This is a genomic window from Lactobacillus taiwanensis (assembly GCF_017894345.1).
Classification (GTDB): domain Bacteria; phylum Bacillota; class Bacilli; order Lactobacillales; family Lactobacillaceae; genus Lactobacillus; species Lactobacillus taiwanensis.
In genome coordinates this window covers 1768560-1781124 of sequence record NZ_CP059276.1, presented here as the reverse complement: position 1 = coordinate 1781124, position 12565 = coordinate 1768560, and the positions used below count along the sequence as shown (strand labels likewise).

The 12565-nt window shown below is 41.2% G+C and carries 5 protein-coding genes, 4 tRNA genes, 3 rRNA genes and 2 pseudogenes; 13 read left to right on the top strand and 1 reads right to left on the bottom strand.

The window, feature by feature from the left end; genetic code table 11:
• The first annotated feature begins 9 nt into the window (after positions 1–9).
• The 11 genes and pseudogenes from H1A07_RS08765 to H1A07_RS08715 all read left to right on the top strand — a co-directional run bounded on the left by H1A07_RS08765 (position 10) and on the right by H1A07_RS08715 (position 8579).
• Positions 10–85: transfer RNA gene (locus H1A07_RS08765), tRNA-Asn, on the top strand.
• A gap of 323 nt (positions 86–408) precedes the next feature.
• Positions 409–1980, top strand: a 16S ribosomal RNA gene (locus tag H1A07_RS08760).
• Between the two features lie 141 nt (positions 1981–2121).
• A tRNA-Ile gene (locus H1A07_RS08755) sits at positions 2122–2195 on the top strand.
• A gap of 34 nt (positions 2196–2229) precedes the next feature.
• Positions 2230–2302: transfer RNA gene (locus H1A07_RS08750), tRNA-Ala, on the top strand.
• A gap of 126 nt (positions 2303–2428) precedes the next feature.
• Positions 2429–5330 (top strand): 23S ribosomal RNA (locus H1A07_RS08745).
• A gap of 61 nt (positions 5331–5391) precedes the next feature.
• A 5S ribosomal RNA gene (rrf, locus tag H1A07_RS08740) occupies positions 5392–5508 on the top strand.
• The 16S, 23S and 5S rRNA genes sit together here with 4 tRNA genes alongside, the layout of an rRNA operon.
• A gap of 13 nt (positions 5509–5521) precedes the next feature.
• Positions 5522–5594 (top strand) — tRNA-Asn (locus H1A07_RS08735).
• A 17-nt stretch (positions 5595–5611) separates the two neighbouring features.
• A pseudogene (locus H1A07_RS08730) lies at positions 5612–6367 on the top strand (PTS sugar transporter subunit IIB); the annotation flags it as partial.
• A gap of 21 nt (positions 6368–6388) precedes the next feature.
• Positions 6389–7192 carry a PTS mannose/fructose/sorbose transporter subunit IIC gene (locus H1A07_RS08725; RefSeq protein ID WP_057718486.1) on the top strand — a complete coding sequence of 268 codons (804 nt, stop codon included), beginning with the start codon at positions 6389–6391 and terminating at the stop codon, positions 7190–7192.
• Positions 7193–7221: 29 nt separating this feature from the next.
• Positions 7222–8151: a PTS system mannose/fructose/sorbose family transporter subunit IID gene (locus tag H1A07_RS08720; protein WP_004898108.1), complete on the top strand. Its 930-nt coding sequence runs from the start codon at positions 7222–7224 to the stop codon at positions 8149–8151.
• 65 nt (positions 8152–8216) lie between these two features.
• Positions 8217–8579 (top strand): DUF956 family protein, encoded by a 363-nt coding sequence (locus H1A07_RS08715; RefSeq protein WP_057718484.1) that lies wholly within the window; start codon positions 8217–8219, stop codon positions 8577–8579.
• A gap of 145 nt (positions 8580–8724) precedes the next feature.
• Here H1A07_RS08715 and H1A07_RS08710 read toward each other — a convergent pair.
• Positions 8725–9438 (bottom strand): annotated as a pseudogene (locus H1A07_RS08710) (transposase).
• Between the two features lie 262 nt (positions 9439–9700).
• Between H1A07_RS08710 and H1A07_RS08705 the strand changes: the two are divergent.
• Both H1A07_RS08705 and H1A07_RS08700 read left to right on the top strand, forming a co-directional pair.
• Positions 9701–11095 (top strand): amino acid permease, encoded by a 1395-nt coding sequence (locus H1A07_RS08705; RefSeq protein WP_210144964.1) that lies wholly within the window; start codon positions 9701–9703, stop codon positions 11093–11095.
• Complete coding sequence (locus H1A07_RS08700) at positions 11085–12464, top strand: amino acid permease (protein WP_210144963.1); 1380 nt, start codon at positions 11085–11087, stop codon at positions 12462–12464. Before H1A07_RS08705 ends, H1A07_RS08700 begins: the two co-directional genes overlap by 11 nt.
• The last annotated feature ends 101 nt before the right edge of the window (positions 12465–12565 follow it).

Here is a 12565-nt window from a genome sequence, read left to right as displayed (position 1 = left end):
TTTTAATATTCCGGCTTAGCTCAGTTGGTAGAGCACCTGACTGTTAATCAGGTTGTCGTCAGTTCGAGTCTGACAGCCGGAGCCAATGGAGTCAACTAGACTCCTATTTTTATCAAAAAAATGATAAAAAAGCTTGCCAAAGCGAGCGAAAGATGATAATATTATAAAGCTGTCATTTGAGAGAGATGAGAAAATTAAAAAGGCTCTTGTCAAAACTCAAAAGACATGATATAATATAAAAGTTGTCACGAGACAACGGTAGTACCTTGAAAACTGAACAAAGTTTCGCTGAAAGTGTGCGGGATATAAAAATCCCAAACAAAAGCGAAGTCAATTCGCAAGCAATAAATTTGAGATAACTCAAAGAAAGTTTTAGAGCTAAACGATAAAAAGCTCATTTTCAAAAAGGAAAATGAGAGTTTGATCCTGGCTCAGGACGAACGCTGGCGGCGTGCCTAATACATGCAAGTCGAGCGAGCTTGCCTAGATGATTTTAGTGCTTGCACTAAATGAAACTAGATACAAGCGAGCGGCGGACGGGTGAGTAACACGTGGGTAACCTGCCCAAGAGACTGGGATAACACCTGGAAACAGATGCTAATACCGGATAACAACACTAGACGCATGTCTAGAGTTTAAAAGATGGTTCTGCTATCACTCTTGGATGGACCTGCGGTGCATTAGCTAGTTGGTAAGGTAACGGCTTACCAAGGCAATGATGCATAGCCGAGTTGAGAGACTGATCGGCCACATTGGGACTGAGACACGGCCCAAACTCCTACGGGAGGCAGCAGTAGGGAATCTTCCACAATGGACGCAAGTCTGATGGAGCAACGCCGCGTGAGTGAAGAAGGGTTTCGGCTCGTAAAGCTCTGTTGGTAGTGAAGAAAGATAGAGGTAGTAACTGGCCTTTATTTGACGGTAATTACCTAGAAAGTCACGGCTAACTACGTGCCAGCAGCCGCGGTAATACGTAGGTGGCAAGCGTTGTCCGGATTTATTGGGCGTAAAGCGAGTGCAGGCGGTTCAATAAGTCTGATGTGAAAGCCTTCGGCTCAACCGGAGAATTGCATCAGAAACTGTTGAACTTGAGTGCAGAAGAGGAGAGTGGAACTCCATGTGTAGCGGTGGAATGCGTAGATATATGGAAGAACACCAGTGGCGAAGGCGGCTCTCTGGTCTGCAACTGACGCTGAGGCTCGAAAGCATGGGTAGCGAACAGGATTAGATACCCTGGTAGTCCATGCCGTAAACGATGAGTGCTAAGTGTTGGGAGGTTTCCGCCTCTCAGTGCTGCAGCTAACGCATTAAGCACTCCGCCTGGGGAGTACGACCGCAAGGTTGAAACTCAAAGGAATTGACGGGGCCCGCACAAGCGGTGGAGCATGTGGTTTAATTCGAAGCAACGCGAAGAACCTTACCTGGTCTTGACATCCAGTGCAAACCTAAGAGATTAGGTGTTCCCTTCGGGGACGCTGAGACAGGTGGTGCATGGCTGTCGTCAGCTCGTGTCGTGAGATGTTGGGTTAAGTCCCGCAACGAGCGCAACCCTTGTCATTAGTTGCCATCATTAAGTTGGGCACTCTAATGAGACTGCCGGTGACAAACCGGAGGAAGGTGGGGATGACGTCAAGTCATCATGCCCCTTATGACCTGGGCTACACACGTGCTACAATGGACGGTACAACGAGAAGCGAACCTGCGAAGGCAAGCGGATCTCTTAAAGCCGTTCTCAGTTCGGACTGTAGGCTGCAACTCGCCTACACGAAGCTGGAATCGCTAGTAATCGCGGATCAGCACGCCGCGGTGAATACGTTCCCGGGCCTTGTACACACCGCCCGTCACACCATGAGAGTCTGTAACACCCAAAGCCGGTGGGATAACCTTTATAGGAGTCAGCCGTCTAAGGTAGGACAGATGATTAGGGTGAAGTCGTAACAAGGTAGCCGTAGGAGAACCTGCGGCTGGATCACCTCCTTTCTAAGGAAGGCGAAAGATGATGGAGAGTGCGAGAGCACTAAGAGAAGTCATCGAGAAAGCCAAGCGGAAGCACACTGAGAAACTTTGTTTAGTTTTGAGGGTATTACCTCAAACAACTTGAATAACAAGCCAAGCACAATCGGGCCTATAGCTCAGCTGGTTAGAGCGCACGCCTGATAAGCGTGAGGTCGATGGTTCAAGTCCATTTAGGCCCATTCAAAGCAAAAAGCTTTGATAAAAGGCAATGATGGGGGCTTAGCTCAGATGGGAGAGCGCCTGCTTTGCACGCAGGAGGTCATCGGTTCGATCCCGTTAGCCTCCATTGAGACATAAAGTCTCAAGGGTTAGTACATTGAAAACTGAATATAATCTAAAGCAAAAAACCGAGACAATCGAAGAAAACAGATTGAAGAGCGACCGAGAAGAGAGAGAAACTCAACTTGAAATAGGTCAAGTAGAAAAGGGCGCATGGTGAATGCCTAGGCACTAGAAGCCGATGAAGGACGTGACGAACCACGAAAGGCTTCGGGGAGCAGTAAGTAAGCAGTGATCCGGAGATATCCGAATGGGGAACCCAATACCGAGAGGTATTATCATTAGCTGTTAAGGCTAATGAAGGAAGACGCAGTGAACTGAAACATCTAAGTAGCTGCAGGAAGAGAAAGAAAAATCGATTTCCCAAGTAGCGGCGAGCGAACAGGAAAGAGCCCAAACCAGCTGGCTTGCCAGTTGGGGTAGTAGGACTGCGATATAGTACTTGAAGTGATAGCAGAATTATCTGGAAAGATAAGCCAGAGAGGGTGAAAGCCCCGTAAGCGAAATTGCAGAGAGACTTAGCAGGATCCTGAGTAGGTCGGGACACGAGGAATCCCGATTGAAACCGCGAGGACCATCTCGCAAGGCTAAATACTAACTAGTGACCGATAGTGAACCAGTACCGTGAGGGAAAGGTGAAAAGAACCCCGGAAGGGGAGTGAAAAAGAACCTGAAACCGTGTGCCTACAAGTAGTCAGAGCACATTAAAGTGTAATGGCGTGCCTTTTGTAGAATGAACCGGCGAGTTACGTTATGGTGCAAGGTTAAGTCAGAAAAGACGGAGCCGGAGCGAAAGCGAGTCTGAAGAGGGCGAAAGAGTATCATGACGTAGACCCGAAACCAAGTGACCTACCCATGACCAGGTTGAAGGCGTGGTAAAACACGCTGGAGGACCGAACCCACGTGAGTTAAAAATCGCGGGGATGAGTTGTGGGTAGCGGTGAAATTCCAAACGAACTTGGAGATAGCTGGTTCTCTCCGAAATAGCTTTAGGGCTAGCCTCGTGTGAATGATAATGGAGGTAGAGCGCTGTTTGGACTAGGGGCCCGTCAGGGGTTACTGAATCCAGATAAACTCCGAATGCCAGATATCAATGCACGGGAGTCAGACTGCGAGTGATAAGATCCGTAGTCGAAAGGGAAACAGCCCAGATCACCAGTTAAGGTCCCCAAATCTATGCTAAGTGGAAAAGGATGTGGAGTTGCGTAGACAACTAGGATGTTGGCTTAGAAGCAGCCACCATTTAAAGAGTGCGTAATAGCTCACTAGTCGAGTGACGCTGCGCCGAAAATGTACCGGGGCTAAGCATAGTACCGAAACTGTGGATGCATATATTATATGCGTGGTAGGAGAGCGTTCTAAGTGCGGCGAAGTTAGATCGAGAGGACTAATGGAGCGCTTAGAAGTGAGAATGCCGGTATGAGTAGCGAAAGATAGGTGAGAATCCTATCCGCCGAAAGACTAAGGTTTCCTGGGGCAGGCTCGTCCGCCCAGGGTAAGTCGGGACCTAAGGTAAGGCCGAGAGGCGTAGCCGATGGACAACAGGTAGAGATTCCTGTACTGAAATTGTTCGATAAGAGCAAAGGAGGGACGCAGGAGGCTAATGACGCATGTTGCTGGAAATACATGTGCAAGCAGTAAGAAAAAAGATGAGTCAAATGCTTGTCTTTAGATTTCAAGCTGTGACGCGGAGCGAAATAAAAGTAGCGAAGGTCATGATGTCACACTGCCAAGAAAAGCTTCTAGCCAGAACAATTTTACCCGTACCGCAAACCGACACAGGTAGTCGAGTGGAGAACACTCAGGTGAGCGAGAGAACTCTCGTTAAGGAACTCGGCAAAATGACCCCGTAACTTCGGGAGAAGGGGTGCTGATAGTAAAATATCAGCCGCAGTGAATAGGCCCAAACAACTGTTTATCAAAAACACAGGTATCTGCAAAATCGTAAGATGACGTATAGGTGCTGACACCTGCCCGGTGCTGGAAGGTTAAGAGGAGAGCTTAGCGAAAGCGAAGGTTTGAATTGAAGCCCCAGTAAACGGCGGCCGTAACTATAACGGTCCTAAGGTAGCGAAATTCCTTGTCGGGTAAGTTCCGACCTGCACGAAAGGTGTAATGATTTGGGCACTGTCTCAACGAGAGACTCGGTGAAATTATAATACCCGTGAAGATGCGGGTTACCCGCGACAGGACGGAAAGACCCCATGGAGCTTTACTGTAGCTTGATATTGAGTATTTGTTAAACATGTACAGGATAGGTAGGAGCCAGAGAAAGTAGGACGCTAGTCTTACCGGAGGCAATGTTGGGATACTACCCTTGTTTGATGGATCCTCTAACTCACAGAGCTGAGCGTTCTGGAGGACAGTGTCAGGTGGGCAGTTTGACTGGGGCGGTCGCCTCCTAAAATGTAACGGAGGCGCCCAAAGGTTCCCTCAGAATGGTTGGAAATCATTCGCAGAGTGTAAAGGTATAAGGGAGCTTGACTGCGAGAGGTACACCTCGAGCAGGGACGAAAGTCGGGCTTAGTGATCTGGTGGTACTGCATGGAAAGGCCATCACTCAACGGATAAAAGCTACCCTGGGGATAACAGGCTTATCTCCCCCAAGAGTTCACATCGACGGGGAGGTTTGGCACCTCGATGTCGGCTCGTCGCATCCTGGGGCTGAAGTCGGTCCCAAGGGTTGGGCTGTTCGCCCATTAAAGCGGCACGCGAGCTGGGTTCAGAACGTCGTGAGACAGTTCGGTCCCTATCCGTCGTGGGCGTAGGAAATTTGAGAGGAGCTGTCCTTAGTACGAGAGGACCGGGATGGACATACCGCTGGTGTACCAGTTGTCTTGCCAAAGGCATCGCTGGGTAGCTATGTATGGAAGGGATAAGCGCTGAAAGCATCTAAGTGCGAAGCCCCCCTCAAGATGAGATTTCCGATGCGTAAGCAGTAAGACACCTTAAAGACGATGAGGTAGATAGGCTAGGAGTGGAAGCATAGTGATATGTGGAGCGGACTAGTACTAATCAGTCGAGCACTTGACCAAAGCTCAAAGGTTTAGAGCAGAAGATTATATTCAGTTTTGAGTGTAAAAGCTCAAGAAAGAGTACGGTGGCGATGGCAAGAAGGATACACCTGTTCCCATGCCGAACACAGAAGTTAAGCTTCTTAACGCCGAGAGTAGTTGGTGGGAAACTGCCTGCGAGGGTAGGTAGTCGCCGTGCTCTTTTTTAATATTCCGGCTTAGCTCAGTTGGTAGAGCACCTGACTGTTAATCAGGTTGTCGTCAGTTCGAGTCTGACAGCCGGAGTTTAAAGGATAGAGAAAAAAGAACATGAAGATACTTGGGCAATTGTTTCTGGTATGAATTTACCAATGGTTATTGAAGCTTTAGGCCAGAGAATGGGAAGTGACAATGCTCATGATATTGCAAAAGCTATTGTTAAACCAGGTCGTGATGGTATAAAGACTCAACCTGAATCTCTTATGCCGAAAGAAGAAGCGAAAGCAGTTCCAAGTACTAGTTCACAACCACAAGGTGCTATTCCTGAAGGGACTGTTATTGGTGACGGTCATATTAAGTATGTTTTAGCTAGAATTGATTCACGTCTTCTTCATGGACAAGTAGCAACAGGTTGGACTAAGGCAATGAATCCAAATCGTATTATCGTTGTTTCTGATAATGTTGCTAAAGATAAAATTCGTAAGACAATGATTAAAGAAGCAGCACCAGCTGGTGTACCAGCTAACGTTGTTCCAATCGATAAAATGCTACAAGTAGCCAAAGATCCACGTTTTGGAAATACTAAGGCATTGATCTTATTTGAAAATCCAGAAGATGCACTTAAAGCTATTGAAGGTGGAATGGACATTAAAGAATTGAATGTTGGATCCATGGCATATAGTGATGGTAAAGTGAATGTCAATACTGTTTTGGCAATGGATCAAAAAGATATTGATACATATAAGAAATTAAAAGATTTGGGCGTTAAATTTGATGTTCGTAAAGTTCCTTCTGATGGTAAACAAAACATGGATGAACTTTTGGATAAAGCTCAAAAATTAGTTGATGAAAAGAAATAAATTACAGGAGGATTTATATAAATGAATGCTATTCAGATGATTCTGGTAGTGATCGTTGCCTTCTTTGCAGGTATGGGAGGAATTCTTGATGAATTTCAATTCCAACAACCTCTAGTGGCATGTACTTTAATTGGTTTGGTTACTGGGAACTTAACTATTGGTATTATTCTTGGCGGTTCACTACAAATGATTGCTTTAGGTTGGGCTAATATTGGTGCTGCCGTTGCTCCAGATGCAGCTTTAGCATCTGTTGCTTCAACTATTATTTTGGTTCAAGGTGGACAAGGACAAAAGGGTATTGGTACTGCGATTGGTATTGCTATTCCTTTAGCCGTTGCTGGTTTGTTCTTAACTATGTTAGTTCGTACTATTTCTGTTGCCATTGTTCATATTATGGATAGAAAAGCAGCAGAAGCTAACTGGAGAGCTATTGACCGTTGGCAAATGATTGCTGTTGCTTTACAAGGTTTACGAATTGCTATTCCAGCTGCCTTATTACTTGCTATTCCAGCTTCTGTTGTTCGTGCTGCCTTAAATGCAATGCCCGCATGGTTAAACGAAGGTATGACCATCGGTGGTGGTATGGTTGTTGCCGTTGGTTACGCTATGGTTATTAATATGATGGCTAGCCGTGAAGTATGGCCATTCTTCATCATTGGTTTCTGTTTGGCAGCCGTTAAAGAATTAACTTTGATCGCTCTTGGTGGTATTGGTATTTCCCTTGCTATTATGTACCTTGCTCTTGAAGGTTCTAAGGGTGGAAACAACAATAACTCTAATTCTGGTTCAGGCGACCCATTGGGCGACATCCTGGATGATTATTAAAATTTGAGTGAGAGGAGGCTAATTATATAATGACTGAAACTGCACAAAAGAAATTAACTTTAAGTAAATCAGATCGTATTAAGGTTTGGTGGCGTTCTACTTTCCTTCAAGGTTCATGGAACTATGAAAGAATGCAAAACGGTGGTTGGGCTTACAGTTTAATCCCAGCATTAAGAAAATTATATCCTGAAAAGAAAGATCTATCCCTTGCCTTAAAGAGACACTTGGAATTCTTTAATACACACCCATACTTAGCATCACCTATTATTGGTGTTACTCTTGCTTTGGAAGAGGATAAGGCTAACGGTGCAGATGTTGATAACACTGCTATTCAAGGTGTTAAAGTTGGTATGATGGGACCTTTAGCCGGTGTTGGTGACCCAGTATTCTGGTATACAGTTCGTCCTATTATTGGATCATTAGGTGCATCACTTGCTTTGAGTGGTAACATTTTAGGTCCTATCTTGTTCTTTGTATTATGGAATGTAATTCGTATGGCATTCTTATGGTACACTCAAGAAATGGGTTACAAAGCTGGTACTAAAATTACAGAAGATGCCTCAGGCGGTTTATTACAAAAGATTACCCGTGGAGCTTCTATGATGGGTATGTTTGTTATCGGTGCTTTAATTGAGCGTTGGGTAACCATTAACTTTAAACCAGTTGTTTCAAGCGTTCCGCTTCAAAAGGGAGCTTATATTGATTGGAACACCCTTCCAAAAGGAGCAGAAGGTATTCACAAAGCTTTGAGTGAATACAACTTAGGTAATGGTATGGCCTTAGATAGAATTAAGCAAACAACTTTACAACAAAACTTGGATAGTTTAATTCCTGGTCTTGCTGCAGTTCTATTAACTTTCTTATGTATGTGGTTATTGAAGAAGAAAGTTTCACCAATCGTTATCATTATTGGTATCTTTGTTGTTGGTATTGTAGGTCACGTAATTGGCTTACTATAACAATTAATCAGATAAGAAACGGTCTTGTTTAGACCGTTTTTCTTATATATGAAAAGGTCTTTTATATGGTTCAATCATTAAATACAAAATCAGAGTATGTAGATGCTGCGACTTGGTTTAGAGGAATTCCTACATATGGAAAAGTTTTAGTCGGAGATAAAGGGTTTGAGTTTTATAGTGATAATAATCCAAATGACTATGTACAGATTCCTTGGGATGAAGTAACCATTGTAGTTGCGGATGTATATTTTGGTGGAAAATATATTCCTCGTTTTAAGATTTGTACTAAAAAAAATGGTAGTTTTATTTTTGCTGCGAGACATGTAAAGCCAACTTTACGCGCTATTAGAAAGCATGTACCAGCAGATAACATGAGAAAAGCTCTTACCATTTGGCAAAAAATCAAACGGAATTTCACGCGAAATTAAATAAAAATATCAAAAATAATTTCTTAAAATAGAAGGATTGAGTATCATTTTATCTAAAAGGAGACATGGTATCTCAGTCTTTTTTTTATACTCTTGTTTAAAAAATAAAAATTGCAAATTGCAATAATAAATTGAATACTTTTAGTTAAGCTACTTGATAGATTAGATCTAATTCTCTTTCAAAGATTTCATCTAGTGTATGATAGGCCAGTATCTTTCTTGGCAAAGAATTGCACCAGGTTTCAATATCAATGATGTCTTGTAACGAATAGTTAGCTATTGCTTCTCCTTTAGGAATGAATCTGCGAATAAGACCATTGTGTCTTTCAACTGTTCCCTTATCCCAAGAAGTGTAAGGATGGGCATAGTAAACCAGTAATTTCTTTTGGACGTTCTTCAATGCTTCTGCCAAGTTTTTTCTTGTTTTTGCGAACACGGTGAAGCTTAGTATTGCGTTTAAGCTTCTCTGGTAAGTCGTAATTATAGCGAATTCGCCAGCAGCAGTGGCACGATTACTGCAAACATCAAGTGACCAGCCATCTTCGAAGAAATATTTGTGGACGTAGTGAATGAATTGGGTTTTCTTGAGAAAGTCTGATTTGCGCCCACAATTTTTACGATGAGCTTGATATGCATCATGTCCTTGAGCAGCCTTATATCTTTTGACTTTGCCATGATACAGTTTTACAGTGCCACGCTTAACCTCATAGCTGATAGTAGAAGGAGAACAGTTAAGTTCACGGGCAATTGCACGCAAAGACCACCCATCTTTCAAACGCAATTGAATAATAACTCTTTCCTCGAATGATAAATGCTTGCCTTTAATGTGCTGATTCATGGTAGAATGTAAAGAGTCCATTTTGACCTCGTTTCTAAATGTTGTGTGGTAACTACATTCTATCAAACAGGTCCGAATGGACTTTTTATTTTTCTAAAGTGTTCAATTTGATTTTACAATCAACGAAAAAATAAAAATAAATTTTTTAGATACTTATTTTTTGTTAAAAAGTTCTTGGCATTACTGGCTACCTGTATTAAAATGGCATTAATCAATTTGTTGATATTTAAAAACTAGCTCTCACTTGACTGCTAGTTTTTTTTATAGGAGTGGCATTTAAGTAATGAAAAATAAAAAGTCAATGCCTAAGTTAAAACGTTCTATGACTGCTGGTCAGATGGAAATGATATCTTTAGGCGGAGCAATCGGGGTTGGGTTATTCATGGGCTCTACCTCTACTATTAAATGGACAGGTCCTTCTGTATTATTAGCCTATATGTTTGTGGGATTAATCTTATATATCGTAATGCGTGCATTAGGAGAAATGTTATATGTAAATCCAGGGACTGGATCTTTTGCAGATTATGCAACTGAATATGTGCATCCATTAGCTGGATACTTAGCTGAATGGGCAAATGTCTTTGAATATATAGTTGTAGGAATGTCTGAAGTGGTCGCGGCAACAGAGTACTTAAAATTTTGGTGGCCGCAAGTTAATGCATTTTGGTCAGGGATAATTATTATTTTGTTTTTAGTTTTGGCAAACTTGGCTAGTGCTAAGGCATATGCCTCTCTTGAATTCTGGTTTGCAATGATTAAAGTTGTAACTATTATTTTGATGATTATTTTAGGCTTTATTGTTATTTTCTTTGGCGTGGGTAATGGTGGAAAGCCAACAGGTTTTAGTAATCTGTGGTCTCACGGAGGCTTCTTTACTGGTGGAGTAAAAGGATTTTTCTTTTCAATGTCAATTATTGTAGGTTCTTATGAGGGAATCGAATTGTTGGGTATTTCTGCTGGTGAAGTTGCTAATCCAAAGGATGCTATTGTAAAAAGCGTAAAATCAGTTTTATGGCGAATCTTGATTTTCTACGTTGGTGCAATTTTTGTTATTGTGACTATTTATCCATGGAATGAATTAAGCAATATTGGATCACCATTTGTAACTACTTTTGCCAAAGTTGGAATTACGGCGGCTGCAAGTATTATCAACTTCGTTGTTTTAACGGCCGCTTTATCTGGTGCCAATTCTGGAATATATTCGTCTAGTCGAATGTTGTTTAAATTAGCTCATGATGGGGATGCTCCAAAGACATTTGGTCATATTTCGAAGCGTATTGTACCTAATCATGCTATTTTAGGTATTTCTGGGGGAATATTGATTGGATTTATTTTAAACATGATTGCTGCTATGATAAGTAAATCTACGCAAGATCTATTTGTCATTGTTTTCTCGTCCTCTGTCTTGCCAGGAATGATACCATGGTTTGTAATTTTACTTGCAGAATTAAAATTTAGACGTAACAATAAAGATTTATTAGTAGATCATCCGTTTAAGTTACCATTATATCCTCTGTCTAATTATTTTGCGTTTGTAATGTTAATAGTTATTGTAATATTCATGTTAATTAATCCAGAAACTAGAATTTCTGTTTTAGTTGGAGCCGCTGTACTAGTTATAGCAACAATTGTTTATCTAATACGACATAAAAAGGATGGAGTAATCAATGAAAGATAATAAAAATCATCCGCCTAAATTAAAAAGATCCATGACTGCTGGTCAAATGGAGATGATATCATTAGGTGGAGCAATTGGTGTTGGTTTATTTATGGGATCAACATCAACTATTAAGTGGACTGGACCATCTGTATTATTAGCGTACATGTTTGTCGGATTAATTTTATATATTGTAATGCGTGCATTAGGTGAAATGTTATATGTAAGTCCAGGTACAGGCTCATTTGCAGATTACGCAACTGAATATATTTCTCCATTAGCTGGATATTTGGCTGAATGGGCAAACGTATTTCAGTATATTGTTGTTGGTATTTCAGAAGTTGTGGCAGCAACAGAATATTTAAAATTTTGGTGGCCTAAAGTTAGTGTTTTTTGGTCTGGAATAATTATTATTATATTTCTATTATTAGCAAATCTAGCTAGTGCGAAAGCATATGGAGCATTGGAATTTTGGTTTGCAATGATTAAAGTAGTGACAATTATCTTAATGATTATTTTAGGGCTATTAGTAATTCTAGTTGGTGTCGGTAATCACGGACATCCTGTAGGTTTTAATAATTTATGGTCTCATGGAGGATTCTTTACGGGTGGAGTAAAAGGCTTTTTCTTCTCGATGGCAATAATTGCTGGTTCTTATGAAGGAATAGAGCTTATTGGTATTTCTGCTGGCGAGGTTGCAAATCCTCAAGAAGCAATTGTAAAGAGTGTAAAATCAGTTTTATGGCGAATCTTGATTTTTTACGTTGGTGCAATTTTTGTAATTGTGACTATTTATCCTTGGAACCAACTAAGTAATATTGGCTCACCATTTGTAGAAACTTTTACTAAGGTAGGAATTACGGCAGCTGCAAGTATTATCAACTTTGTTGTTTTAACAGCAGCCTTATCTGGTGCAAATTCCGGTATATATTCATCTAGTCGAATGTTGTTTAAACTTTCGCATGAAGGAGAAGCGCCAAAAACTTTTGGAAAGTTATCAAAGCATATTGTTCCTGATCGTGCAATAATTGGAATTACAGCTGGCATTTTGATTGGTTTTATTTTGAACCTAATAGTTTCAACTATGAATAAATCTATGGGAGAACTATTTGTAATAGTCTATAGTTCTTCTGTGTTACCAGGGATGGTAGCGTGGTTTGTAATATTAATTGCCGAATTAAAATTTAGAAAAAACAATTTACATTTAATGGAAAAACATCCATTTAAATTACCTCTTTATCCTTATTCAAACTATTTTGCTTTTGTAATGTTGTTAGTAATTGTAGTTTTTATGTTTGTTAATCCAGAAACTAGAATCTCTGTAGCGGTAGGAGGGGGAGTACTAGTATTAGCAACGATCATTTATCTAATTAAACATCGAAAGAAATAATTTTAAAATCATCCTCTGTAAGAAAGAGGGTGATTTTTTATAAGACATAATATTAGCTTATAGTGAGAAAATAGTGTTAATTTTAGCTTGTAGTATTTACG